Below are 25,618 nucleotides of genomic sequence, written 5' to 3'. Positions count from 1 at the left end.
GATGCTTGATGCTTTGATCAACTCCTGATCGTCTATCGGCCAATGGCCGCTCAATATCGTCACGGCTGCACGACATGGCGCGATTCAACCGGCGGTGCCGACGAGATACTCGTCCTTGAGCTTCACGTAGTGTCGTGCCGAGTAGTACAGGCGCTCGATCTCGTCGTCGCTCAGGCGCCGCATGCAGCGTGCCGGGTTGCCGAGCCACAGTTCGCCCTCGCCGACGACCTTGCCCGGCGCGACGAGCGCGCCGGCACCGATCATGGCGTGCCTCTTCACCAGGGCGCCATCGAGCACGGTGGCGTGCATGCCTATCAGCACCGCGTCCTGCACGGTGCAGGCATGCAGGATGGCACCATGGCCGATGGTCACGTCGGCGCCGATGAGCAGCGGAAAGCCGCCTTGCGTGTACGGCCCGTCATGGGTCACGTGCAGCACGGCGCCATCCTGCACGTTGGTGCGCGCACCGATACGAATTCGGTGGACATCGCCGCGCGCGACAGCGCATGGCCACAGTGATGCGTCGTCGCCGATGTCGACGTCGCCGATGACGACGGCGGCCGGGTCGACATAGGTGTTGAGGCCCAAGCTGGGGACGATGCCCTTGTACGGGCGGATGTTCATGGCGTGACCTGTGCTATCGGGGTGTACGGCGCACGCCGGGGATGCTGCAATGGCGTCACTGCATCTGCAAGGGTCGCAGCGCACGGGTGCGCCGGGCGGCGCGTCGGGTCGGCCAGCGCCGTTGCGGGATTGATCAGACCATCCCAAGGGATACCCCCGGGTTGGCAGGCTGTGCGGATCTGCCATCGCCAGCGCGGCCGTGCGCACGCCGAATGACCTTTGCGCGCGTCTTGCCTAAGATGCCGTCATGGATCAGCCCAACACCAGCGACCTCGAAGCCCTGCTCGCGCGCCAGCGCACGGCCTGGGCGGCCAAGCAGCCGGATGCGGCGCAGCGCCTGCGCGATCTCGGCCGCCTGCGCGAGGCATTCGCGCGTCGTCTGCCGGATTTCGTCGCCGCCATGGGCGAGGACTTCGGGCGCCGCTCCGTGCACGAGAGCCGGCTTACCGACGGCATGACCGTGTTGCGTGAGATCGACCACCTGCGCCGCCACCTGTGTCGCTGGATGCGACCGCGCCGACGCCTGGCCGACTGGATGTTCCTGCCGGCGCGCACCGAGGTGCAGATCAAGCCGCTTGGCGTGGTCGGCATCATCGCGCCGTGGAACTACCCGGTGAACCTGGCGCTGGCGCCGCTGGCCGCCGCGCTGGCCGCCGGCAACCACGTCATGCTCAAGCCGTCCGAGCACACCCCGCGCACCTCCGAGCTGTTGCGCGAACTGCTCGCCGAGGTGTTTGCCGAAGAGCGCGTTGCCACGGTCACCGGCGATGCCGAGGTCGCCGCGCGCTTCGCCGCGCTGCCGTTCGACCACCTGTTCTTCACCGGCTCGACCGAGGTCGGGCGCAAGGTCATGGCAGCGGCGGCGCGCAACCTCGTGCCGGTCACGCTCGAACTCGGCGGCAAGTCGCCGGCGATCGTCGCGCCCGACTATCCACTGGATACGGCCGCCGAGCGCATCGCCGCCGGCAAGTTCCTCAATGCCGGGCAAACCTGCATCGCGCCGGATTACGTGTTCGTGCCGCAGGGCTCGCAGGCCGCATTCGTCGCCAATCTGCGCGCCTGCGTCGAACGCCACTATCCGGCGCTGCGCGAGTCGCCGGATTACTCCAGCATCGTCAGCGACACCCACTACGCGCGCCTGACTGCTTTGGTCGAGGAGGCGCGTGCGGCCGGTTGCGAGGTCGTCACCCTGCCCGGCGCCGACGCGCACAATGCGGGCAAGCGCGTGTTCGCGCCGACCGTGATCGTCGATCCGCCCGCATCGCTGCGCGTGATGCAGGAGGAGATCTTCGGACCCGTGTTGCCGGTGCTCGGTTGTGCCTCGATCGATGATGCGGTTGCCTTCGTCAATGCGCGCCCGCGACCACTCGCGCTCTACCACTTCGACCACGACCGTTCGCGTACGCGCCGCGTGCTCGCGGCGACCATCGCCGGCGGCGTCACCGTCAACGACACCGTGCTGCATTTCGCCCAGAGCGAATTGCCGTTCGGCGGCATCGGCCCGTCCGGCATGGGTCACTACCACGGCCACGCCGGTTTTCTCGCCTTTTCCAAGCAGATGCCGGTGCTCTATCAGGCGCGCTGGTCGTCGATGGGTCTGTTGCGTCCGCCATACCGCAAGCTGGCGGATTTCGTAACGAAGTTCCTCACTCGCTGAGACCGGCTTGCTTCAGCGTCGCCGCCAGAGCACGCAGCGGTTGTTCGCCGGCAGGGCATGGTCGGCGACGCGCCCGAAGCCGGCGCGCTCGGCCAGCGCATCGACATCGGCGAGGTCGCGCAGGCCCATGTGTGGCGAGCGTTGTTTCAGATGCGCATCGAAGGCGGCATTGCTGTCGCTGGTGTAGCGACCGTCGAGGTTGAACGGACCGTAGATGGCCAGCACCGCGCCGGCTGCGGTGACGTCCGGCAAGTGTGCGAACAGCGCTTCGACCTCGGGCCAGGCCATGATGTGCAGGGTGTTCGCGCTGAACACGGCGTCGAAGCGCGACGAAGGCCACGGGCCCGCGGCGACATCGAGTTCGAGCGGCGCCGGCGTGTTCGCCAGCGCGGCGTCATCGAGCCAGGCGCGGATGCCGGCAAGGTTTTCCGCACGCTCCGAGGTCTGCCAGCTCAGCCAGGGCATCGCCGCGGCGAAGTGCACGGCGTGCTGGCCGGTGCCGCTGCCGATCTCGAGCACATGGCGACGCCCGGCATAGGCCTCGCGCAGCACGCCGAGGATCGGTTCACGGTTGCGTTCGCAGGCGGCGGCGAACGGCTTCGCGCTCATGGGGGAGGCGCTTCGGCGGCGTCGGGCGAAACGACGGTGTCGGCCGCCGGTGTGGCGCGCAGGTGTGCCGTTGCGCCCCAGCCGAGGGCGAAGCCGCCGGCGACGAGCAAGGCCGAGAGCAGGAAGGCTGCGCCGGGCAGGTGGATCGCTGCGCCGGGACTGATGAAATGCGCGAACACCTGGGTGAACAGGAACGGTCCGAACACCGTGGCGAGACTGGCGAGGCTGGTCATCGCTCCCTGCAGACGCCCCTGTTCGCGCGGATCGATCTGGCGCGTGACGATGGCCTGCACGGTCGGTCCGCCGAGCCCGGACAGGGCCAGAAACGGGATGCCGAGCAGGAACACCGGCCACCAGCTCGCGAAGGCGAGCGTCGAGAAACCGGTGGCGCCGCAGGCCAGGCCGGCGAGCATGACGCGGCGCTCGCCGAACGCGGGCACGACGCGACGCACGAGGCCCGCCTGCACGAGCGCACTGCATATGCCGACCAGGCCGAGCGTGTAGCCAACTTCACGCGCGCCCCAGCCGTAGCGGTAGTCGGCATACAGCACGAAGGTCGAGTTCAGCGAGAACTGGGCCAGGCTGACCAGAAAGAACACGATGGCCAGGCCGAACACCTGCGGATGGCGCCTGAGCATGCGCAGTGAACCGAGTGGATTGGCCTGGCGCAGCTCGAAGCGCTCACTGCGCCGCTCCGGTGGCAGCGACTCGGGCAGGATGAACCATCCGTAGAGGAAGTTGGCGAGCGCAAGGCCGGCAGCGACCCAGAACGGCAGGCGCACCGATATGTCGCCAAGGAAGCCACCGAGCGCCGGGCCGACGATGAAGCCGATGCCGAACGCAGCGCCCATGGTGCCGAACGCAGCCGCGCGCTTTTCCTTCGGCGTGACGTCGGCGATGTAGGCGTTCGCGGTCGAGAAGCTCGCGCTGGCGATGCCCGAGATGATGCGGCCGATGAACAGGATCGGCAGCGTCTGCGCGAGCGCCATCAACACGAAATCGATGCCGAGCGCGAAGTTCGAGCCGAGGATCACCGGGCGCCGGCCGAAGCGGTCCGACAGTGCGCCCTGCACCGGCGAGAACACGAACTGCATGAGGCCGAACAGCGCGCCCATGATGCCGGTCCAGCGCGCCGCGTTGGCGATGTCGCCGCCGGTCATCGCCTGCACCAAGTGCGGGAACACCGGAATGATGATCCCGAACGCGAGCATGTCGAGCATGACCGTGACGAAGATGAAGATCACCGCGGCGCGGCGCACCGGGGTGACGGGATGTTCGGCGGTCATCGGCGATATCGGAAGCTTTCGGCAGCGCGCGGACGATACACGATCGGCGCGCCGGCAATGGGGAATGGGGAATCGGAGCCCGGAGAGTCAACCGAGTCGCGATCGAGCGTCATCCGTTCCATGTGCTGTTTCAACCACGCCGCGCATCGACGAAGCGGAGGAACTCCGCGCGTGTCCTCGCGTCTTCGCGGAAGGCACCGAGCATCTGGCTGGTCACCATCGACACGCCACGCTTGTGCACGCCGCGCGTGGTCATGCACTGGTGCACGGCGTCGATGACGACGCCGACACCGCGCGGCTTCAGTACGTCGTCGATACAGTGGGCAATCTGTGCGGTGAGCTTCTCCTGCACCTGGAAGCGTCGGGCGAAGCCGTCGACGACCCGTGCCAGCTTGCTGATGCCGACGACCTTGTCGGTCGGCAGATAGCCGATGTGCGCGCGGCCGATGATCGGCGCCATGTGATGTTCGCAGTACGATTCGAACTCGATATCGCGCAGCACGATCATCTCGTCGTAGCCGGCGACCTCCTCGAAGGTGCGGCGCAGGTAGGCCGCCGGATCGACGAGGTAGCCGGAAAACCAGTCACCATAGGCCTCGACGACACGTTTCGGCGTGTCGAGCAAGCCCTCGCGTGCTGGATCCTCGCCGGCCCAGCGCAGGAGTGTGCGCACGGCCTCCTCGGCGACTTCGCGCGTGACCGTGGGACGTTTGCGGCGTGGCTTCATCGGCAGGCTCCCGCGCATCGATGGATGCGCGCCGGGCCGCGAGTCTACCGCGCGTCCGCCGCCGACCGCATGCGTGGCAAGACTGGGCGGCCGTGCTCATCCGCTGCGCGTGCGCTCGCGCAGCGGCGCGAGCACCCAGGCCAGCGAGACGAGACGGTGGCGTCGCGCACTGCGCCGGCCATGCAGGAGTGCGGCCAGGCGTTCGAGCAGGCGGTTGATCTCGGCCAGTTCGGCGTCGCCTACCCAACCCTTCAGGCGCGAGGCCCACAGTTCGCGCAGGGCGCCATCGACGACGACATCCCGCCGCGCGATCGCGGCGGCAAAATCGCGCCCGGCAATCCGCAACAGCGAGCCCGCGACACGCTCCACCGCAACCGCGTTCGCGGTTGCTCCCGGTTTGTAGGCAAGCCGCGTGCGCGTCCGTGCCCGGGACCGATAGCGGCGACCGTCACCGTTTCCGGCGATTTCGTCGACAACTCGCCCGCGCACGAGCAGGCGCAGGTGGTAGTAGAGGCTGTCCGCGGGCCGGCCCAGTTCGGCGGCCAGCTCGGCGACTGAGGCCTCGCCACCGAGCGCTTCCAGCGTATCGACGATCTCCTGGCGAGCCGGCGAGGCGAGCAGGCGGATCGTTGCGGTGTCACTCACGTGGTGGTCGTTCCGTGCCATAAGTTGGGCTTGCCCATATTGAAATTCGGCGTAATTATTCAATACATGGCCCGGAGCCACAATCCGGGGGAGCAGCAGCGATGAAATCGAGGTTGATCATGTTCGCGCTGGCCGTGTTGTTGCCAGGCATGGCGATGGCGGCGGACGATGCAGGCGCCTTGCTGGCGCGCTCGAAGGCGGCCAGCGGCGGCGAGCGCTGGGATGCGGTGACCACGTTGGCTGCTGAAGGCCGCATCATCGCCGGCGGTCTCGAGGGCCGTTTCACCAGTCGGTCCGACCTGGAGCGTCGGCGTGCGGTGACGCACTACGTGCTCGGTCCGGTCGGGGGTGCCGAGGGCCATGATGGCATTCGCGTCTGGCGCCAGGACCCCGGCGGCGAGATCGCCGTGCTCGATGCACCCGAAGCATTGCGGCGCGCGCGGACCCAGGCCTGGCTCGACGCGCGCGCCTACTGGTATCCGGATCGTGGGCGCGCGAACTACACCGCCCCGGTGGCTAGGCAGGAAGGTGATCAGCGCTACTGGAGCATGATTGCCACGCCCGAGGGTGGCGATCCGGTGACGCTGTGGTTTGACGCCGACAGCAATCTGCTGGTGCGCACGGAACAGAAGCAGGAGGCCTTCACCGCGGTCAGTGACATGTCCGACTGGCGCGAGGTCGAAGGTCTGCGCCTGCCCTTCCGCGCCGTCACCGATTTAATCGACGGGGCTGGTCGACGCGACCAACGCATGCGCACCGAGGCGCACTTCGAGCGCTACACGGTGGGCGTCAGCGTAAGCGACGCCGATTTCGCCGTACCGGAGATGGATGCGCGCGCACGCATCGTCGACGCCGGCGGGATCACGCGCATTCCGTTCGATCTGGTCAACAACCATATCTATGCGGAGGGTTCCATCGACGGCATGCCGGCGCGTTTCCTCGTCGATACCGGCGGCGCCAACCTGCTGACGCCCGCGACCGCACGCAAGTTTGGGCTCGCGGCGAGTGGCCAGCTGGCCGGTCGCGGCGTTGGCGAGGAAGCGGTGGACCTGGCCCTCGCCAATGCGCGCGAAGTGCGCCTCGGTGGCGCCGTCCTCGAGCGACCGACGTTCTACATCATGGACCTCGGCGACATCCCGGCAGTCGAAGGTGTCGAGTTCGACGGCTTGGTCGGCTACGAGATGTTCCGTCGCTTCGGCGTGACGATCGACTATGCGAAACGCGAGCTCGTGCTCGCCGAACCGGCCCGCTTCGTGCCGCCGGTCGGCGCGCGCGCCATGCCGTTCGAATTGGCCGAGCGCATCCCGATCGTGCATGGCCGTCTGGATGGTCGCCAGGTCCGCCTCAGCGTCGACACCGGCTCGCGTGCCTCGCTGAGCCTGCACTCGCCGTTCGTGCGCGAGCACGACCTCGTCGCCCGCTACCAGGCCGCGCCCGAGGCCGTGGTTGGCTGGGGGGTCGGCGGCGCATCACGCGGCCGGCCGGTACGTTTCGGCGAACTCGAACTCTCCGGACTCGTCATTCCGGCCGTTGCAGGAGACCTCTTCACCGGCGACAAGGGCGCGTTCGCCAGCCCGGATCTGTCGGGCAACCTCGGTGGTGGCGTGCTCCGGCGCTTCACCGTTGCCTTCGATTACGCGACCAAGCGCATGTACCTCGCGGCCGATGACGCGTCAGCGACGGCAGATGCATTCGATCGCAGCGGACTCTGGCTGATGAAAGACGGCAGTGTCCTGCGCATTGCCGATGTGGCACCGCAGAGCGCTGCACAGCGTGCGAAGCTGCGCGTCGACGATCGCATCGTGACGATCGACGGCGAACCGGTTATGCAACGCGGCCTGATTGGCTGGCGCGAGCAGTTGCGTGAACGGCCGGTCGGCACGCGGCTCGCGCTGGGCATCCGCCGCGGCGAGGCGATGATCCAGAGCACGCTGGTGCTGGCCGATCGCATTCCCGCGCACCCACCGCGCAAGCCATGACGCGCTGGCACGGTGCAACCCGGATCACAACGCGGATCACTCCACCCGGCAGAACACCGCCTTGAGATAGCGTGACTCGGGCACGTGCGCCTGCCAGGGATGGTCGGCACCGGCTCCGCTCACCTTGAGTACCTGCACGGTGCGCCCGGCGTAAAACGCCGCGCGGCGCAGCATGTCGAGGAATTGCTCCTCGCTGACCAGGCCGGTGCAGGAACAGGTCAGCAGGATGCCGCCCGGTTTCAGCGCCGCCATCGCCAGCTTGTTCATGTCGAGGTATTTCTTCAGCGCGGGAATGACCTGCTCGCGGTCGCGCGTCATTTTTGCCGGATCGAGGATCACCACGTCGAACTTCTCGGCGCGGTTGTTCGCGTAGTCGCGCAGCCAGTGGAAGATGTCGGCCTGCACGAAGCGCGTCTTGACCTTGTTGAGATGCGCGTTGCGCCGGGCGATCTCGAGGATCTCCTCGTCGAGGTCGACGCCGACCACCTCGCCGGCACCGCCGACCGCCTTGGCGTAGATCGCGAAGCCGCCCGAGTTGCAGCACAGGTCGAGCACACGCTTGTCCTTGCAGAACGCGGCCAGGGCGAGGCGGTTGTCACGCTGGTCGGCGAAGAAGCCGGTCTTGTGCTTGCTGCCCGGCGCGGCGTGGAAGCGCACGCCGTGCTCGTGGATCACGCTCGGCGCTGGTGTCGGCGGAGCCGCGCAGTCGAAGCTCTCCTGCTTCTGAACGTGCTCCTCGGCAAACGCGTAGATCGTGCTGCCGGGGAAATGCTCGAGCAGGCAGCGACGGATCACCTCGCGCTGCTTGTACATGCCAGCCGCGAAGAACTCGATGACGAGGATGTCGGCAAAACGGTCGACGACGAGGCCGGACAGCCCGTCGCCCTCGGAATGGATCACACGGTATGCATCGGTGACCGCATCGAGGCCGAGCACCTCGCGACGCAAGGCAACCGCTGTCGCGATACGGCGTGCGAAGAAAGCTTCGTCGACCGCTTCGTCGCGATCGGCGGTCAGTACGCGCAGGGTGATGCGCGAATGACCGTTGTAGAAGCCACGGCCAGCGAAGCCGCCATCCCGGTCGATGATGTCGACGATGCTGCCCGGCTTGGGTTTCGGTTCGGGTTTCTCGACCATCTTCTGGTAGATCCAGGGATGATTCGAACGGCGCTCGATGCGCAGCCGGACCGTGGGCAGCGATTCATTCATGCGCGCATGGTAAGGACGCCAGGATGAATCCCGCAACGGCAGCGCCGCCGCGCGTGGGCGCTGCGAGGGCGCGATGGCGCCGGCAGGCTGTCCATCCGCCCAGCCGCGCAGGCCGCGGCTGCGGTCGGCACCATGACTTCCGGCAGGGAATGCTGGTAGAGTCGCCGCCCAGTACGAAGGGGAGTAGCTCTCCCGCTGCCGAGATCGTCAATACGGACCGCCGCGCCGGTCCCGGTCCGGCAGGTGGAATCGGGTCGCCACGACCGCCGTCCACGAGCAAGACCTTCGCCGTTTTACGGCGAAGCCATGCCCGGAATTCCGAGGGCCCGCATCGCCACCGGCGCGCGGGCCCTCTTTGTTACCGGAGCATCGGCAATGCACACGATCGGATCCCCCGCGCTCTGGCTGGTCTTCGGCCTGGTCGTCGCGGTCGCCCTCGTCATCGACTTCCTCGTGTTGCGTTCGAGCGGCGCGCACAAGGTGTCGTTCCGCGAGGCGGCGATCTGGAGCGTGTGCTGGATCGCGCTCGCGCTGCTGTTCAATCTCGGTCTGTGGTGGTGGTTGTCCGAAAGTGTCGGCCGAGCGACGGCCGACGAAGTGGCGTTGCAGTTCCTCACCGGCTACGTCGTCGAGAAGGCCCTCGCGGTCGACAACATCTTCGTCTTCCTGCTGATCTTCACCCGCTTCAACGTCAGCGCAGAATTGCAGCAACGTGCACTGATGATCGGCATCCTCGGCGCGATCGTGCTGCGCGCGATCCTGATCCTGATCGGTGCGGCGCTGATCCAGCGGTTCCACTGGATCCTCTACATCTTCGGAGTTTTCCTGATCTATACCGGCATCAAGATGGTGCGTGCACCGAATGACGAAGCCGACTTCGAGGCAAATCCGCTGCTGCGCTGGATGCGTGGCCACCTGCGCCTGGTCAACGAATTCCAGGGCGGCCGGCTGAGCATCGTCCGGGACGGAACGCGCTACTTCACCCTGATGTTCGTGGTGATGGGCCTGATTGCGGTGACCGACGTGATCTTCGCGATCGATTCGATCCCGGCGATCTTCGCCATCACCGACGACCCGTTCGTCGTGCTGACCTCGAACGTGTTCGCCGTGCTCGGCCTGCGCGCGCTGTTCTTCCTGTTGGCCGGCATGGCCGACCGCTTCCACCTGCTCAACTACGGCCTCGCCGCGGTGCTGGTATTCATCGGCATCAAGATGCTCATCGTCGAGGTGTGGAAGATTCCGATCGGCCTCTCGCTCGGCATGGTCGCCCTGCTGATTGGCAGCTCGCTGGTCGCCAGCCGGTTGTTTCCGGCCAGGGATTGAGTGCGGGTGCCCGCGATCGAGTGGGTCATGGGCGGGGCGTCCGCACGCGAAAGCCGCTGCGGTGGCGCGACGCTGGACCGGAGCCTCAAGTCGCGTCGAGCGCGGACACGCTGACCACGCGGTTGCGCCCGCCGCGCTTGGCTGCGTAGAGCGCGCGGTCGGTGGCTTGGCGCAGGTTGTCGAAGTCATCGGCGGCGGGGCTGATTGCCCCGGCGCCGATCGACACGCGCAGCGGCACGTGTGCACCATCGATCGCGAATGTCGATTCGCCGATGCGCGAACGGATGCGTTCGGCCAGGCTGCGCGCACCGGTTTCGTCGACGCCCGGCAGGACAACGACGAATTCCTCGCCACCGACACGGCTGATGAGATCGCCAGCGCGCAGTTCGAGCTGCAGGCGCTCGACCAGCGCCTTCAGCGCGAGGTCACCGGCCTCGTGCCCGAAGTCGTCGTTGATCTGCTTGAAGTGATCGATGTCGATGGCGAGCAGGGCGAGCGGACGCTGTGCGCGCCTGGCATCGGCCACGGCGCGGCGGCCGAGGTCGTCGAGCGTGCGTCGGTTGTACACGCCGGTCAGCGGATCGAGCATGGCCAGGCGCGCGAGGTCGGCATTGAGGCGATCGCCGCACATCAGGAAGAAGGCGACGGTGGCGAGCACTGGCATCAACGAAGCATAGGTGAAGACCACGCCCTGCAATGGCGAGTAAGTGACGACGCTGAGCGCGCTCGAAGTCGGCGCTGACACGATGCGCACCAGCATGATGGCCATGCCGATGCCGAGCAGCACGGCCAGCAGGTGCTCCGGCCGGCTGCGCGTGCCGCGGGAGCTGTAGATGCCGATCACGCCAAGCAGGCCGAGCGCGAAGATGGCCAGCGAGACGAGCACGGTTCGACCGCCCAGGGTCGGCCAGACCCAGGTCATCAGCGTGGTGCCGACCAGGGTGGTGACGACGAGCATGGCGAGCATGCCGCGGCGGTCGGGGCAGGCATTGAACTTGCGCAGGGCGTGCATCTGGTGGGCGAAAGCGGCCATCAGCAGGGTGTTGGCGGCGACGATCGACAGCAGGTCGGGGATATGGTCGCGCAGCGCGTACATGACGAACGCGGCCGGCTGCAGCAGCAGGCCGCGCACCCACAGATTGATCGTGCGCTGCAGCGATGGCGGGTAGCCGCTGGCGGCAAACGCCAGCCCGGCTCCGACGACCAGGGTCATCGTCGCAGCGAGCTGCATGGCGGTGGGAATGTCGAAGTTCATCGTCCTCGGGCGTGTCCTGCCATGTGTGGGGCGCCCCAGGCGGCCGACCGATCCGCTGGCGCCGGCGCATCATCGTGTCATGCGCGTCCCGGAGCCAGTAATAAAAATTCGTGACATCGACTCCGGCGTGGGCGCCGCGTTCGCGGTGCGCAGGGAACAAGCGGGCGATGCCCGCATGCCCAGGCCAGGACGATGACCTCGTTGTGGGATTGATCGGAACATCCCTGGGGATGACACCGTGCAACTCTCGGGCCACCTGCGATGCGCACGCCACGAGACGATAAACCACAGCAGAATCAGGAGGTTGAAAGCCTTGTGCAGATCCGACGATCGAGGTCGGCGGGCGCATCGAGCGCCGGGGAACAGGCCAAGCAGCGGAAGTTGTTGACGGGCCGTGCATGCGTGGACCGGTAGCCGAGTCGATCCGGCCGCCTTGCGCCACCCTGGCCCGACCCCACCTGTCGACGATGGACCTCGCGCCGCAGACCCCCGAACCGACCGCGAATGCGGCCCGCCATGACCGCGAACGCATCCGCCATGCGCTGTATGGCGCCGCGGTCCTCGTTGCCGGTATCTGGGCGGTGTGGCTCGGTGGCTGGCTGCTCGGCTGGCGCATGGGCGATCTGGGCGTCGAGCCGCGTACGCCCGGTGGCCTGGCCGGAATCCTGTTCGCCCCGCTTGCGCATGCCTCGTTCGCCCATCTGATGTCGAACACGCTGCCACTGGCCGTGCTCGCCACGCTGATGCTGTACGCCTATCCGCTCGCCTCGCGCATCGCCTTGCCGGCGATCTGGCTGCTGTCCGGTGCCGGCGTGTGGTTGTTCGCGCGCGACTCGGCGCATGTCGGCATGAGCGGTGTCAACCACGGCCTGATGTTCTTCCTGTTCCTGACTGGCCTGCTGCGCCGCGACCGCATCGGTGTCGCCATCGCTCTGGTCGTGTTCTTCCTCTGGGGCGGCATGCTGTTGACCGTGCTGCCGCGCGAGGAACACATCTCGTTCGAGTACCACCTGGCCGGTGCCGTGGTCGGCGCGCTTGCCGCGATCGTGCTGCGCCGGCGCGACCCGTCGCCGCCACGTCGGCGCTACAGCTGGGACGACGAGGATGAAGCGAGCGAGCCCGCGAGCGACGCCGAGCTCGAGCTGCCGCGTCCGCACGAGGTTCCGGTGCTGTGGAAAGGGCCGTCCGCGTCGGAGGATCGCGGCGTCGTGCTGGTTTTTCCGCGCCGCCGCGATGAGCCGCCCGACTGACGCCATGGGTGATCGGCGCAGAAGCCTGCGCGGCAGGAGCAATCGAGGCGAGAAGTTCGCCGCGCGAGGACAGTTCTTCGACGCGTCGCCGGCCCGCACTGGTTCTACCGGCCAAGAAGCGGCGGAAGCGCTTTACAACAGCGATAGCTGGTCAAAAAGGACAGCATGGTGGACTTCGCAGCCCGGTTGGCTTCGGCCGCGCAGGCTTCTAGGATGGATATCTGCACAATCGGATTTCCCGCCATGGCCGCCGAACCGCGCCGCGTCGAACACCAGCAGACCGACAAGGGCTACGTCCCGGTCTACACCACGGATGTCGTCGAGCAGCCATGGTCGAGCTACACGTCCGACGACCACGCCACCTGGGCCACCCTGTTCCATCGTCAGCGCGAGATCCTGAAAGGTCGCGCCAGCCGCGAGTTCATCGACAACCAGGAGCGGCTCGGCATGTCCGCCGACGCGATCCCGCGTTACGAGGAACTCAACACCGTGCTCGCGAGTGCAACCGGCTGGCAACTCGTCGGCGTCGAAGGCCTGCTACCCGAACTCACCTTCTTCGACCACCTTGCCAACCGTCGCTTCCCGGTGACCTGGTGGATCCGTCGCCCCGACCAGATCGACTACATCGCCGAACCCGATCTCTTCCACGACCTGTTCGGCCACGTGCCGCTGCTGCTCAACCCGGTGTTCGCCGACTACATGCAGGCCTACGGCCAGGGCGGCGTGAAGGCGCATGGCATCAGCGCCGAGGCGCTGGTCAACCTCACGCGGCTGTACTGGTACACGGTCGAGTTCGGCCTGATCCGCGAAGCCGACGGCCTGCGCATCTACGGCTCCGGCATCGTCTCCTCGAAGGGCGAATCGATCCACTGCCTGGAATCGCCGGCGCCGAACCGCATCGGCTTCGACCTCGAACGCATCATGCGCACGCGCTACCGCATCGACACCTTCCAGAAGACCTACTTCGTCATCGACAGCTACGAGCAACTCATCGAAGCCACCTTGCCCGACTTCACCCCGCTCTACGAACGCCTCGCCGGTCAGGCGTCGATCCCGGCCGGCGATGTGCTCGACAGCGACCGTGTGTTCCATCGTGGTACGGGGGAAGGGTGGAGTGGCGAAGGCGATGTTTGACTCCGCACATTCGGATTTGCGTAGGAAACGCCTTCAGGCGTGATGCTCTTTGCTTTGCGGCCTTGTACAGCCAAGGCATCACGGCTGAAGCCGTTTCCTACGGCGTTTCCTACGGCCTGTCCAGGCGTGACGCGTTCGCGTGGATGCACGTTAACCGCGCAACACGACCTTGCCGACTTCGAGCACGGCGGCGATGCGTTCGCCGTTCCAGCGGTAGATGAAGTGTTCGGCCTGCACGCAATGGGTGACCAGGTCCGGGTAGAACAGGGCCACGCATTCGCCGCCGGGGTCGCGCACGCTGTCGTAGGCAAAGCCGTTCGAGCCCGCTTCGCGCAACTGGCGGGCGAGCGCCTGGCTCGGCGCGTAATCGTCGGGACGGTGCAGTTCCGGCCAGCCGCCGCGCACGTCGTGCAGGCGACCGTCGATGGTGCAGCGGTAGCAGCGCATTTCGAGGTCGAGCGGTGGTTCGGCGGTGGCGCGAAGGAAGCATTCGCGGTGGTGGATCGTTTCCTCGATTGCGGTGGCGACACGCCGCGCGGCGTAGAACACGCCCCACTCACCGTCCGAGAACCGGCTGCCATCCGGGTTGCGGTGGGTGAACGCAGCCATGACCGGCGTCGTGCCCGGACCGCTGATGCGGCGCTCCCTGGGGACGCTGGCGATATCGCCGACTTGCTCGCGCAGGCGTGGGTCGGTCAGCGCTTCGATGGCGTACAGCGCGTCGAGGTCGGCCGGATCGGCGATGCGGTCGAAGACGCCGACCGGTGGGAAGCGGCTCGGCACGATGCGCGATGCCGCGCTCCAACGGACGCGCTTCTGTGGCGGGATGTGCTTCATCGCGCCACTCAGTTCCAGCCGCGTTGGGCGTCGAGATATTCGCGCACGACGTAGAGATCGGCGACGTTGCCCGACAGCATGCGCTCCAACGCGGAACGCCCGCCGAAGGCCGGCGCGCTGTTCGGGCGGCGCACCCAGGCATCGGCACGTTCGGCATCCGGAAAGAGGATGGCGAGGCTTTTGTAGATGCCGAGCACGTAGCTGATGCGTTCGAGCACGTCACGGCCGAGGCTGCCGTCGCGCTCGCGCTTCCATTTGTAGAACGTCGATTCCGGCGGTTCGCCGAGCAGGCGACGCTGGTCGGCGACGCGCAGGCCCCAGCGCTCGGCGATGGCGAAGAAGGCGCGCAGGGCCGGGCCACCGAGTTCGGTGGCGGGCTGGGGGGGCTGGGTGGGTATGGCGCGGGTCTTCACGCAAGGTTTCCAAATGAAGGTAGCGGCCACTTTACTCCATTGGTGAACCTGCGCATACAGGCCTCACGCATCAAGGATGCTCTGGATTCTGCCGTTCACGGCTGCAGCCGCTCCCACGAAATCAAGGCCTTGCGGGAGTGGTATCAGCCGCGCAGGGACTTGGTCGGACCTTCCTCAAGGCTCGCGTCGCCTCGCGCCGAAGGCATGGATCGCCGCGGCTACGACGAGGCAGGCGAGTGCGACAAGGTCGGCGGCCACGACGCGGCCGATCTGCGCATTGGTGGCGTCGCCCAGCCAGGCCAGCACGAGGAACGAGACCACACTGACGAAGCCGGCGACCAGCGCCGAGGTGCGCCACGCCGGCCGCAACGCCGCGCCGATGAAATAGACGCCGAGCAGGCCGAACAGCACGGCGCGGTGGCGCATCAGCAGGAGCAGATTGGGGTCGGCGATGTCGACACCGTAGAGCGTCGCGAGCCGCGGCGCGCCGGTGACGCCGGCCAGCGGCAGCAGGTGGATGACGCCGGTCACGAGCAGGGCGAGGGCGACGAGGGCTTTCATTGGACGCTCCGGGACGGGATTGGGGATTAATTGGAGCGGAAGCAAAAGCTCCGTGCTTTTCCCGAATCCCCAATCCCCGCATTTCAGGCCACCGCCAACGCCAGCATCAAGCCCAGCCACAGCACGCAGCCGACCGCGTTGTTGTTGCGGAACGCGGCGAAGCATTCGGCACGGCCGCGGCCACGGATCAGCCATTGCTGCCAGCCGAACAGGCCGGCGCTGGTCGCCAGGCCGAGCCAGTACGGCCAGGCCAGATCGAGGCGCTGGCCGACGAACAGCATCGCCAGCAGGAAGGTCGCCATCAGCACGCCGATGATCGGGCGGTCGGCGTCGCCGAACAGGATCGCGGTCGATTTCGCGCCGACGCGGATGTCCTCGGCGCGGTCGACCATCGCGTACTCGGTGTCGTAGATCGTCGAGAACAGCACGTTGGCGAGGAACAGCAGCCAGCCCAGCGCCGGCACCTCGCCGGTGACCGCGGCGAAGGCCATCGGGATCGACCAGCCGAAGGCCGCGCCGAGCACGACCTGGGCGAGATGCGTCCAGCGCTTGGTGAACGGATAGATCGCGGCGAGCGCGGCGCCGGCGAACGAAAGCTGGATCGTCAGCGTGTTGGTGAACAGCACCAGCACGAAGGCCAGCGCAAGCAGGCCGGCGAACAGCAGCAAGGCCTCCTTGCGGCTGACGCGCCCGGCCGCCATCGGCCGCCCGCGGGTGCGTTCGACGTTCGCATCGAGCCAGCCGTGGTCGGCGTAGTCGTTGATCACGCAGCCGGCCGCGCGCATGACGAACACGCCGAGGGTGAAGATCACCAGCAGGCCGATCGGCGGGAAATCCTTGGCCGCCGCCCACAGGCCCCACCAGGTCGGCCACAGCAGCAGCAGTGCGCCGACCGGACGATCCATGCGCATCAGCACGAGGTACTCACGCACGCGCTCGCGCCACTTCGGCGGCAGGCGCGAGGTGAGCAACTCGATCACGCGCATCGAACGCGTCGAGGCATCGGCCGGGCGCGCGTTTGACTTCGCCGTGCCCTTGCCCGGTTTCGTGGGCTTTGCAGGTGCCGGCTTCGTCTCGATGACCGGCGCCGGTGCTTCGGTTTCGTCGCGCATCCACGGCGGGATCGCCTCGGCGGCGTTGCGCGTCGACACGGGCTTCGCCGGTGGCGCCGGGCGCGGCGGCGTGCTGCGCACGTCGATGGCAGGTGCGGGTTTCGGTGCGGGCGGCGTGGGTGGCGCGACGACGGGTGCGCGCGGTGCTGCCGCAGGACGTGGAGGTGGCGGCGCCGATTGCGGCGTTGTCGCAGGGCGAGGTGGCGTCGCGGCGGGTTGAGGCGCAGTCGCGGGACGCACCGGAGTCGTGGCTGGTCGCGGCGGCGCTGCGGATGCCGGCGTCGCGCGTGATGGCGCAGCAGGCGTGGCCGCAGGTGCCGGGCGCGGAGCCGGGGCGGGCGTGGCCGCGTTCGGCGTGGCGCGCGCCGATGCCGAGGTTGCCGGCGTCGTCGGCGCAGCAGGTTTTACCGGCGAAGTCGCCGCAGGCGCGGGACGCGGCGGCATGGCCGGGGCCGGTTTCGTCGCGACGGGTGCTGATGGCGTGGGCGGCGCAGCGACAGGTGCGCGTGGCGCTGTCGCGGGCCGCGGCGGCGGGCTGTCAGCTTTCACTGCCGGCGCGGCAGGTACCGATGTTGCTGCGGTCGGTGCCTGCGTCGGCGCGCGCGCGCGTGTCGTCGCGACACGCTTTGCCGGCGGTGGCGCGGTACCGCCCTGCCCGCCAGGTGCTGCCGTTGGCGTGGTCCTGGTCGTGCGCGGCGCACGTGCACGCGGTGGTGGTGGCGCATCGGTCGTTTCACCCGCGGCGACGCTGCGCCGTCGCACCGGCGCGCGCTTCGCCGGGGCTTCGTCGCCGCCGTCCTTCGCCACGGATGTCGTCGCCGGCTTCGCCGCCGGCGTGCGCCGCCGCGGCGGTGGCGATTCAGGGGTCTCGCTCATGCCGTGGAGTGTAGCCGGTCGGGCCGACCGCCCGAGCCTGATCTGGCGGTTGTGCGTGACGCCACCGTCGCCGGCGTGCGGACCGGCGCGTCAGGCCGGTGCCTCGTCGACGCGCACGATGTCGCCACTCTGCCGTGCGTAGTCGAGCGCATAGGCGAGTTCGCCGGGCGACTGCGCGTGCAGGTACAGCAGCGCCTGGCCACGAACCACGCGATCGCCGAGGCGCGTGGCCAGTTCGACCCCGGCGGCCGGGCTTTCCGGGGCACCGGCCAGCTTGGCCAGCCGCGAGAGGCGTCGATTGTCGATGCCGACCACGTGTCCGTCACGCGCAGCCGGCAGGGCCTGCACGTACGCCGCGCGTGGCGGTTCGCGCAGGCCACCTTGGGCGACGCAGATGCGGCGGAAGCGCTCGAGGGCGCGGCCGCTGGCGAGCGTGTCGCCGGCGAGCCGCTGGCCATCACCGTCGGCGGCGGCACCGCCGAGTTCGAGCACGGCACCGGCGACGGCGATGGCGCGGTCGCGCAGGTCGACCGGCGCATCGATCGCGTTGCCGAGCACGGCCAGCACGTCGCGCGCCTCCAGCGCCGGGCCGATGCCGCGACCGACCGGCTGGCTGCCGTCGGTGAACAGGCAGCGCAGGGTGAGATCGAAGTGCGCGGCGGTGGCCGTCAGGCGTGCTGCCAGGTGGTGTGCGGCTTCCTGGCTGCGTACCTTGGCGGTCGGGCCGATCGGGATGTCGATGACCACACGATTCGCGCCAGCGGCAATCTTCTTCGACAGCACCGAGGCAATCAGCTGACCTTCGGTGTCGATGTCGAGCTCGCGCTCGATGCGCACGAAGATGTCATCGGCTGGAGACAGGTGCATCGCCCCGCCCCAGGCCAGGCAGCCGCCCTCGCGTTCGACCACGCGGCGCAGTGTGGCGAGGTCGAGCTCGACCGGCGCCAGCGTCGCCATCGTGTCGGCGGTGCCGGCCGGCGAGGTGATCGCGCGCGACGAGGTCTTCGGCATGACCAGACCGTTGGCAGCAGCGATGGCGACCACGATCGGCGTCGTGCGGTTGCCCGGCAGGCCGCCGACACAGTGCTTGTCGACCACGACCGCGCCGTTCCAGTGCAGGCGTTCGCCTGCATCGACCATGGCCCGGGTCAGCGCGACCGTCTCGGCCTCATCCAGTGGCAGGGCGGCGGTGGCGGTGAGGAAGGCGGCCAGGTGCACGTCGGTGTAGCGACGCCCGACGATGTCGCGCACGATCGCCTGGAAGTCGCCAGCATCGAGACGCAGGCCATGGATGCGCTGGCGCACGCGAGCGAGCGAGGTGAGCAGCGGCGGATGACGCACCTGCACCTCGTCGCCGTCGCCCACGCCGAGGGCCTTCCATGCTGCCTCCGACAGGCCGACCCGGCCGGGTGCGAAATGCGGGTCGTCAGTTTGATAGAGCAGCGCCTGCACATCGCGCCCGCCCGCGCTCAGCAGCACTTGCGAACGCGCGCCGAGGCCTTCGGCATGGCAGACGTGGCAGTCGGTGCGCATCACCGCGATGGGCTGGTGCTGTGCATGCAGGTGCATGCGCAGGGCACGCAGGCGCGGCGCCTGGAGATGTGCCGGCACGCTCACAACACATGCCTCTGGTTGGCCAGCGGCACGGTGGCGTCCCAGCCGAGCTCGCGGTCGATGCGTTCACGCAGCGCCTCGGACGCGGCGGGCTCGCCATGCACGATGAACACGCGCCGCGGCGCCCGTCGAAACCCAGACAGCCAGCGCATCAGTTCGTCGCTGTCGGCATGCGCCGAGAGCATGGGCAGTTCGGCGACTTCGGCGTTCACCGGAATCCAGTGGCCGTGGATGCGCGTCTCGCGCGCGCCCTCGAGCAGCTTGCGTCCGCGGGTGCCGGCTGCCTGGAAGCCGGCGAACAGCAAGGTGTTGCGGTGGTCGCGAGCGAACGCAGCAATGTGATGCAGCACGCGGCCACCGGTGGCCATGCCGCTGGCGGAGAGAATGACCTTGGGGTATGGACTGGCCGACAAGGCCATCGACTCCTCGACATCACGCACATAGGTGACGGCGGCGCAGGCTTCCTCGCAGTCGCTGGCAGTGAGGCGGTGTTCGTCCTCGTACTTGTGCAGCAGGGCGGTTGCGCTGGTCGCCATCGGGCTGTCGAGGTAGACCGGCACGTTGCGCAAGCGTCCGGCCTTGCGCAGCAGCCAGAGATCGTGGATCAGGGTCTGCGCGCGGCCGACGGCAAAGGCGGGTATCACCACGGTACCCGCGCGTTGCACGGTGCGCTCGATCACCTGACCGAGCGCGTCGACGGGATCGATGGCAGCGTGGCGGCGGTTGCCATAGGTCGATTCGATGACCACGTAGTCGGCCTCGGGCACCGCTTCGGGATCGTGCATGACGCGATCGCCGTAACGGCCGATATCACCCGAGAACACGATGCGCTTGTCGCCGATGTCGATCTGCGCGGAAGCCGCGCCGAGGATGTGGCCGGCGCGGCGAAACAGCAGCGAGGCAGCGCCGGGCAAGGCGGTCGCCTGATGCAATGGCACGCGGTCGAAACGCGTCAGCGCGCGTTCGGCGTCCGTCACGCGGTACAGCGGCAGCGCCGGATGGTGCTTGGTCGCACCCGTGCGGTTGGCAAGCTCGGCATCCTTCTCCTGCAGCCAGGCACTGTCGAGCAGGATCAGCTCGGCGACGTCGCGCGTGGCTGCGGTGGCGTGGACGCGTCCGGCGAAGCCATCGAGCAGCAGGCGCGGCAGGTAGCCGCAATGATCGAGATGCGCATGCGTGAGCACGACCGCGTCGATGTCGCGCGGCTCGACCGGCAGGCGCTGCCAGTTCAGTTCGCGCAGGTTCTTGAGACCCTGGAACAGGCCGCAGTCGACGAGGATGCGCGTGTCACCGTGGGTGAGCAGGTGCTTGGAACCGGTGACGGTGCCGGCGGCGCCGAGGCAGGTGAGGCTCAGCATGGGATTCCTTGTTCGTGATGCGTGTGGCGCATCAGTCGTGCAGTCCGCGCAGCAGGGCATCGGCGACGAGCGGCGCCAGCGCGATGCGGTTGCTCGGGTGCGGCACCGCGTCGGTCGAGGTGATGCGCGCGAACAACGGCAGCAGCGCGCTCCACGCATCCTCGGCGAACAGCGCGTGCACGACGACGCATTCGGGCTGGCGCAGGCGCTGTTCGACCAGTTGCCGCGCGGCCACCATCAGGGTGCGTCCCGACGAGGCGATGTCGTCGACCAGCACCGGCGTATGCGAGCGGAAGGCCGACAGGTCCGGCACCGCGATCTCGACGCTGCGGTCGCCGTGGCGCGTCTTCGCCAGCACCACATGCGGCGCGCCGATGCGCGCGGCGATCGCCCCGGCCCACTGTTCGCTCTCGGAATCCGGGCCGATCACCAGTGGCGCCTCGACATTCGCCGCGATCCAGTCGGCCAGCAGCGGCGCGGCGTGCAGGGTCGTGGTCGTGGTCGTGTACAGGGCAGCCAGCGCCGGGTGGCGGTGCAGATGCGGATCGACCGTCAGCACGCGATCGAAGGTCGATGACAACAGGCGTGCGAACGAGAGCGAGGTGATGCTCTCGCCCGGCTGGAAGCGGGCATCCTGACGCATGTAGGCGAGATACGGCGCAACCAGGTTGACCTCGCGCGCCCCCAGTTCGCGCGCGGCATCCGCGGCGAACACCAGCGGCAGGAACGCGGCATCGGGTCGTGCCAGCGTGCAGACCAGGTCGACCACACGTCCGGCCGGGTCGCCGTGCAGGCGCACGTAGCTTTCGCCGTCCGGGAAGTGCCGTGTCTCGATGCGGCCGCACTCGCCGCCGCAGGCCGCCGCGAGGGCGGAGGCGAAGGCCTCGTTGCCGGGCAAGGGAAACGTCAGTCGTGTCATGGTCACGCGGTGTTCCGCAGCCCGCCGCAACGAAGCTCACGCCTTGCCGGGGCGATGAAGCGGACGCGCCTCATCGGGACATTCGGCGGGCATCGGCGAACACGTCCTCTGCCGCATGGGCACGGATCTGATCCTCGTTTTGCTTCAGCAGGGCGGACACAAACACCTCCAATTCCTGTCGCGGGCCAGTGTAAGCCTGATTACCCGCATCCGCGAACGCACCGCTCAATTGCGCAATCTTCTTGCAATCGCCGGTTTCGATACCAGCGCAAAGGCGATGCCGATGAAGAATCCGGCAATGTGGGTCCACCAGGCGACGGCGCCGAATTGCGGGCCGACCCAGGTGAAGACGATCTGCAGCACGACCCAGAAACCGATCAGCACCGACGCCGGAATGCGCACGAACTCGAGGAACACGCCGAGCGGCAGGACGAGACCGAGGCGCGCGCGCGGAAACAAGGCCAGGTAGGCGCCGACCACGCACCACACCGCACCGCTCGATCCGACGATCGGCGCGTGCGTGCCGGCCAGGGTGAGTGCGCCGACCAGATTGGCCAGTGCGCCACCGAGCACGAACAACAACAGGAAACGCGCGAAGCCGAGTGCGCGCTCGGCCGGGACGCCGAACATCACGAGGAACAGCAGGTTCGTGGTCAGGTGCAGCCAGTCGGCGTGGATGAACAGTGCGGTGACCAGACGCGCAAAGCGCAACTCGGCCAGCTGGGTCAGCCATGGCACCGATGCATCGATGATGGACGAGGGCACGGTGCCCCACACGGTGAGCAGGCGCGCGCGCGACGCCGGATCGCCCGAGGCGATCCACAGGAACATCGCCACGCAGGTGGCGACCAGCAGCACGGTCGCCCACGGCGCGCGCGTGCGACGCCGGCTTTCCAGTTGGACGAACACCGGCGGCGACCGTGGCGGCGGCTCAGCGGCCGCCGCGCGGATAGAGGAAGCGCACGCCCTGACGCTCGAGGATGATGCCGTCGTTGCGGATCTCGACCAGCCGTACACCGTCGAAATCCTCGCCCTCGGTACGCCGTTCGCCGTTGATGATCACGAAACGGTTGGCCGGTTCGCTCGCGTAGACGTGCATGCTGACTTTGAGTTCGGGGATGTCGCGGCGTTGTGCGTAAGGCAGCTCCCACAGCAACGGAATCGGCGAGCCTGTCGCAGCGGGCGGCGCGGTGACGGCTGGCGTGGCCGATTCCGCCGGTGCCGGCTTCGTCCCGGGTGCGTAGTACTTCTCTTCAGGCGCCTCGGGCACTTCAGCGGCCTCGCGTCGGGCGGAACGTGCCGGCCGGTCTGCACTCGGTGGGGCGGCTGTTTCCGGGGAGTCGATGGTCGACGGCTGGCCGGGCTTGAGCAGGTTCGGATTGGCCACCACCAGTTCGCCGCTGTCGACCCGCTTGCGTACATCGGCGGGCATGCCGGTGTTCGCGTCCGGCGGCACCTTGCTGACCGGCGGGCGCGAGGCGGCCTGGCTTGTGGTGCGCTCGCGCGGGCGCTGGTCAGCGCGCGCCGCGACACGTTCGGACATGTCGAAGCCCGGCTCCACCGCTGCTGCGGGTGCGGTTGGTGCGGTCGCCTGCGTCGCGGTGGGGGGCGCCTCGGCGACGGCCTGCACATCCGCCGCGGTGCTGTCGTCGCGGCGCAACCACCAGCCGACCGCGAGGGCGACCACGATCAGGCCGACCAGCAGCGGCAGCAGGCTGCGCCGCCGACGCACGACGATCACCGGCGAGCCAAGCGATGGCGCTTCGCCGAGGCGGCGCTGGCGCTCGGACTTCTTCAAGGCTTCGAGGATCAGTGACATGGCTTATTCGATGTTCCGGATCAGGTGCGGGCCGGCTTCATCGAGCGCGGACAGGGCGAACAGGGTTTCCGGGCCGATGATGCCATCGGCCTGGATGCCGTAGGCAAGCTGCAGTTTGCGCACGCGTTCCTCGAGCGCCTCGTCGAAGAAGGCCGGCCCGGCCTCGCCGTCGGCGCCGCGGTCGAGACGGTGCAGGCGGTCCTTGACCCAGGCCACGGCCGGCCCGGCATCACCGCGGCGCAGGCGGCCGCCCATGTTGGTCGGCACGCGCCAGATCGCGAGGAAGTCGCCGGGCCAGTAGCGGCCGAGTTCGGCGCGCGGCAGCTCGATGCTCTCGCCGGCCAGATCGAGGCGCACGCGCGTGCGGCCGGCGCCTTGCAGCAACGCATGCGCCTGCGCACCACCGTCGGTGAGGACGAGGACCAGTGGGCGGTCGAAGCGCAGCACCTGTTCCAGCGTGGCCCGCCCACGCAGGCAGTTGAGGCCTGGTGCGATCGTTGCCGGGCAGCGCGTGGCGTCGCGCACCGAGGCCTCGTTCGAACCGACCTGCCAGCGTGCGAGCAGTTGCGTGGTGGCATGCAGTTCGCTCTCGGCGGGCGAGGCGATGTGCGCGGCAAGCGCGGCAATGCCCGGATCGGGCGTGGTCGGTGTCGGTGCCACGGCTGCGGCCGGGACCACTGCAGCCGGTTCGTCATCACCGCGCCGGTCCAGCATCCAGGCCAGCGCGGCGATCGTGACGACCGCGGCGGTGGCAAGGGCGACACGTGAAAAGCGTCGCAGCCAGTAGCGCGCGTGGCCGGGCAGGGTCTCGTCGGCCGAGCGGTCGACCAGGCGCTCGCCGATGCTCTGTTGCTCGCGCGCATAGCCGGCCATCAGGGCGCGGTCGGCGACCACGTTGATCAGACGCGGGATGCCGCCCGAACGCTGGTACAGCGCACGCAGGCCGAGCCGCGAGAACGGCGGTCGGGTGCATCCGGCCACGGCCATGCGGTGCTTGACGTAGGCCTCGGTCTCGGCGGCGTCGAGCGGGGTCAGGTGGTAGCGGGCGGTGATGCGCTGGGCGAGCTGGCGCAGTTCGGGACGTTCGAGCATCGTGCGCAGCTCGGGCTGGCCGAGCAGGATGATCTGCAGCAGCTTCTGCGTCGGCGTCTCGAGGTTGGTCAGCAGGCGGATCTGTTCGAGCGCGTCCATCGAGAGGTTTTGCGCCTCGTCGACGATCAGCACCACGCGCAGGCCTTGCGCATAGGCGTCAAGCAGGTAGGTATTGAGCGCGTCGGTCAGCGCCTTGAGGCTGCCGCGCTTGCCCTCGATATCGACCTTCAGCTCTTCGCAGGCCGTCTCGATCAGCTCGATTGGTGACAGCCGCGGGTTGAGCAGCAGGGCGACGCGCGTGTTCTCCGGCAACTGCTCGAGCAGCAGGCGCGACAGTGTGGTCTTGCCGGTGCCGACCTCGCCGGTGAGCTGGACGAAGCCGCCACTGCCGCCCTTGCCGATGCCGTACAGCAGGTGTGCCAAGGCGTCCCGATGCCGTTCGGACAGGAACACGTAGCGCGGGTCCGGCGTGATCGAAAACGGGGCCTCGCGCAGGCCGTAATACTCGAGATACATCCGTCTACTCTACCTGAGGGGCGTTCGGTCCCGGTGAAGGCCTTCATGCGCTTGCGTGGATGCGCTTGAGGCGCTCGGTCCATTCGCGGTTGGCGCGGCGCGCGTAGGCCGGCATGCGCCGCTCGTCGCGCAGCGCGTTCGCGGCGAGCTCGCGCGCGGCGTCGGCCTCGCCCCAGCCCTGCAGGATCTCGGCATAGCGCGCACGCGCCTCGAGCCCGGCGTAGTAGCGCGCCAGCGCGTCGAATTCGGCGCGTGCCTTGTCGCGTTCGCCGGCCGCGGCCAGCGCGCGCGCATAGGTCAGGTGTCCGTCCGGCGAGCGGAAATCCGGGTGAGCCGCGATCAGCGCCTCGAGCGTGCGCGCCGCGCCGGCGGCATCGCCGCTGTCGAACTGCGCGGTGGCGAGGCGCACCTGGATGCCGGGGTCGTCGGCATGCAGACCCTTGAGCGCATCGTGGTAGACGCCGACCGCATCGCCCGCGCGGCCCGCCGCGGCCAGCGCATCGGCCAGGCGCAGGCGGTTGTCGACCGTCGCCGAGTGCATGAACGCCTCCTCAGCCTCGCGCAGCTCGCGGCCCGGATCGAGGCGGTCGCGCAAGCCGCGCGCGAGCCGGCGCGCGGTGCGGTCGTGGCGCAGGCCGGGCAGCCACACCGCGCCGGCATAGGCCAGGCTGCCGAGCACCGGAAACATGAACAGCACGAACAGCCAGTAGCGGTCATGGCCGTTGCGCACGGCATGGATCGCGAACAGGATCGCGAAGAGGAAATGCAGGCCGAGACCGATCACGGGCATCGGAAGCTCCAGG

Annotated in this window: 25 protein-coding genes; 7 read left to right on the top strand and 18 right to left on the bottom strand. The window is 68.5% G+C overall.

Annotated features, from left to right (window positions below; translation table 11 throughout):
• Positions 1-84: 84 nt before the first annotated feature.
• Complete coding sequence (locus tag KF907_RS03925) at positions 85-624, bottom strand: gamma carbonic anhydrase family protein (protein ID WP_291218399.1); 540 nt, start codon at positions 622-624, stop codon at positions 85-87.
• Between the two features lie 247 nt (positions 625-871).
• Between KF907_RS03925 and KF907_RS03920 the strand changes: the two genes are divergently transcribed.
• Positions 872-2,281 (top strand): coniferyl aldehyde dehydrogenase, encoded by a 1,410-nt coding sequence (locus KF907_RS03920; protein ID WP_291218398.1) that lies wholly within the window; start codon positions 872-874, stop codon positions 2,279-2,281.
• A 12-nt stretch (positions 2,282-2,293) separates the two neighbouring features.
• Here KF907_RS03920 and KF907_RS03915 read toward each other — a convergent pair whose 3' ends face one another.
• From KF907_RS03915 to KF907_RS03900, 4 genes are all read right to left on the bottom strand, one after another.
• Positions 2,294-2,890, bottom strand: a complete 597-nt coding sequence (locus tag KF907_RS03915; RefSeq protein ID WP_291218394.1) for a DUF938 domain-containing protein — start codon at positions 2,888-2,890, stop codon at positions 2,294-2,296.
• Positions 2,887-4,176 (bottom strand): TCR/Tet family MFS transporter, encoded by a 1,290-nt coding sequence (locus tag KF907_RS03910; RefSeq protein WP_291218386.1) that lies wholly within the window; start codon positions 4,174-4,176, stop codon positions 2,887-2,889. The genes KF907_RS03915 and KF907_RS03910 overlap by 4 nt, the downstream gene beginning before the upstream one ends.
• A gap of 130 nt (positions 4,177-4,306) precedes the next feature.
• A complete protein-coding gene (folE, locus tag KF907_RS03905) occupies positions 4,307-4,903 on the bottom strand; it encodes a GTP cyclohydrolase I FolE (protein ID WP_291218385.1) in 597 nt (198 codons plus the stop codon).
• A 96-nt stretch (positions 4,904-4,999) separates the two neighbouring features.
• Positions 5,000-5,548 carry a winged helix-turn-helix domain-containing protein gene (locus KF907_RS03900; RefSeq protein ID WP_291218383.1) on the bottom strand — a complete coding sequence of 183 codons (549 nt, stop codon included), beginning with the start codon at positions 5,546-5,548 and terminating at the stop codon, positions 5,000-5,002.
• A gap of 101 nt (positions 5,549-5,649) precedes the next feature.
• On the opposite strand from KF907_RS03900, the gene KF907_RS03895 reads away from it, so the two are divergent.
• Complete coding sequence (locus KF907_RS03895) at positions 5,650-7,527, top strand: aspartyl protease family protein (protein ID WP_291218380.1); 1,878 nt, start codon at positions 5,650-5,652, stop codon at positions 7,525-7,527.
• 36 nt (positions 7,528-7,563) lie between these two features.
• On the opposite strand, the gene KF907_RS03890 is transcribed toward KF907_RS03895, so the two are convergent.
• Positions 7,564-8,736 (bottom strand): class I SAM-dependent rRNA methyltransferase, encoded by a 1,173-nt coding sequence (locus KF907_RS03890; RefSeq protein WP_291218379.1) that lies wholly within the window; start codon positions 8,734-8,736, stop codon positions 7,564-7,566.
• Positions 8,737-9,111: 375 nt separating this feature from the next.
• Between KF907_RS03890 and KF907_RS03885 the strand changes: the two genes are divergently transcribed.
• Positions 9,112-10,059 (top strand): TerC family protein, encoded by a 948-nt coding sequence (locus KF907_RS03885; RefSeq protein WP_291218377.1) that lies wholly within the window; start codon positions 9,112-9,114, stop codon positions 10,057-10,059.
• Positions 10,060-10,144: 85 nt separating this feature from the next.
• Here the strand turns inward: KF907_RS03885 and KF907_RS03880 are convergent, their stop codons facing one another.
• A complete protein-coding gene (locus tag KF907_RS03880; protein WP_291218375.1) occupies positions 10,145-11,314 on the bottom strand; it encodes a GGDEF domain-containing protein in 1,170 nt (389 codons plus the stop codon).
• Between the two features lie 398 nt (positions 11,315-11,712).
• Here KF907_RS03880 and KF907_RS03875 point away from each other — a divergent pair, with 398 nt between their 5' ends.
• Both KF907_RS03875 and phhA read left to right on the top strand, forming a co-directional pair.
• A complete protein-coding gene (locus tag KF907_RS03875) occupies positions 11,713-12,564 on the top strand; it encodes a rhomboid family intramembrane serine protease (RefSeq protein WP_291218373.1) in 852 nt (283 codons plus the stop codon).
• 243 nt (positions 12,565-12,807) lie between these two features.
• Entirely contained in the window at positions 12,808-13,698 is an 891-nt protein-coding gene (gene phhA / locus KF907_RS03870) for a phenylalanine 4-monooxygenase (protein ID WP_291218371.1), read from the top strand.
• 150 nt (positions 13,699-13,848) lie between these two features.
• Here the strand turns inward: phhA and KF907_RS03865 are convergent, their stop codons facing one another.
• From KF907_RS03865 to ubiA, 4 genes are all read right to left on the bottom strand, one after another.
• Positions 13,849-14,535 (bottom strand): RES family NAD+ phosphorylase, encoded by a 687-nt coding sequence (locus KF907_RS03865; protein ID WP_291218369.1) that lies wholly within the window; start codon positions 14,533-14,535, stop codon positions 13,849-13,851.
• A gap of 8 nt (positions 14,536-14,543) precedes the next feature.
• Positions 14,544-14,948, bottom strand: a complete 405-nt coding sequence (locus KF907_RS03860; protein WP_291218367.1) for an MbcA/ParS/Xre antitoxin family protein — start codon at positions 14,946-14,948, stop codon at positions 14,544-14,546.
• Between the two features lie 174 nt (positions 14,949-15,122).
• Positions 15,123-15,509: a hypothetical protein gene (locus tag KF907_RS03855; RefSeq protein WP_291218366.1), complete on the bottom strand. Its 387-nt coding sequence runs from the start codon at positions 15,507-15,509 to the stop codon at positions 15,123-15,125.
• 83 nt (positions 15,510-15,592) lie between these two features.
• Entirely contained in the window at positions 15,593-16,495 is a 903-nt protein-coding gene (ubiA, locus tag KF907_RS03850) for a 4-hydroxybenzoate octaprenyltransferase (protein ID WP_347252701.1), read from the bottom strand.
• Here ubiA and KF907_RS03845 point away from each other — a divergent pair.
• Together KF907_RS03845 and KF907_RS03840 are read left to right on the top strand one after the other, a co-directional pair.
• Positions 16,473-16,841 (top strand): hypothetical protein, encoded by a 369-nt coding sequence (locus tag KF907_RS03845; protein ID WP_291218362.1) that lies wholly within the window; start codon positions 16,473-16,475, stop codon positions 16,839-16,841. The genes ubiA and KF907_RS03845 overlap by 23 nt on opposite strands.
• 27 nt (positions 16,842-16,868) lie before the next feature.
• Positions 16,869-17,639, top strand: coding sequence for a hypothetical protein (locus KF907_RS03840; RefSeq protein ID WP_291218360.1), 771 nt, complete (start codon positions 16,869-16,871; stop codon positions 17,637-17,639).
• Here KF907_RS03840 and KF907_RS03835 read toward each other — a convergent pair.
• The 7 genes from KF907_RS03835 to KF907_RS03805 all read right to left on the bottom strand — a co-directional run bounded on the left by KF907_RS03835 (position 17,588) and on the right by KF907_RS03805 (position 25,605).
• The gene (locus tag KF907_RS03835) at positions 17,588-19,108 is read right to left on the bottom strand and encodes a thymidine phosphorylase family protein (protein WP_291218359.1); all 1,521 of its coding nucleotides are present in this window, start codon (positions 19,106-19,108) and stop codon (positions 17,588-17,590) included. The genes KF907_RS03840 and KF907_RS03835 overlap by 52 nt on opposite strands.
• Positions 19,109-19,110: 2 nt before the next feature.
• Positions 19,111-20,469: an MBL fold metallo-hydrolase RNA specificity domain-containing protein gene (locus KF907_RS03830; protein ID WP_291218357.1), complete on the bottom strand. Its 1,359-nt coding sequence runs from the start codon at positions 20,467-20,469 to the stop codon at positions 19,111-19,113.
• Positions 20,470-20,500: 31 nt separating this feature from the next.
• Positions 20,501-21,388: a ribose-phosphate pyrophosphokinase gene (locus tag KF907_RS03825; RefSeq protein ID WP_291220241.1), complete on the bottom strand. Its 888-nt coding sequence runs from the start codon at positions 21,386-21,388 to the stop codon at positions 20,501-20,503.
• 225 nt (positions 21,389-21,613) lie between these two features.
• The gene (locus KF907_RS03820; RefSeq protein ID WP_291218356.1) at positions 21,614-22,297 is read right to left on the bottom strand and encodes a rhomboid family intramembrane serine protease; all 684 of its coding nucleotides are present in this window, start codon (positions 22,295-22,297) and stop codon (positions 21,614-21,616) included.
• Between the two features lie 22 nt (positions 22,298-22,319).
• Positions 22,320-23,207 (bottom strand): general secretion pathway protein GspB, encoded by an 888-nt coding sequence (locus tag KF907_RS03815; protein ID WP_291218355.1) that lies wholly within the window; start codon positions 23,205-23,207, stop codon positions 22,320-22,322.
• A gap of 3 nt (positions 23,208-23,210) precedes the next feature.
• On the bottom strand, positions 23,211-24,815 hold the full coding sequence (locus KF907_RS03810; protein WP_291218351.1) for an ExeA family protein: 1,605 nt from the start codon (positions 24,813-24,815) through the stop codon (positions 23,211-23,213).
• Between the two features lie 43 nt (positions 24,816-24,858).
• On the bottom strand, positions 24,859-25,605 hold the full coding sequence (locus KF907_RS03805) for a tetratricopeptide repeat protein (protein ID WP_291218350.1): 747 nt from the start codon (positions 25,603-25,605) through the stop codon (positions 24,859-24,861).
• Positions 25,606-25,618: the final 13 nt, after the last annotated feature.

This window comes from Dokdonella sp. (assembly GCF_019634775.1).
Classification (GTDB): domain Bacteria; phylum Pseudomonadota; class Gammaproteobacteria; order Xanthomonadales; family Rhodanobacteraceae; genus Dokdonella.
Note: the sequence above shows the minus strand (reverse complement) of the source record. Positions and strands in the feature narration are given on the sequence as shown.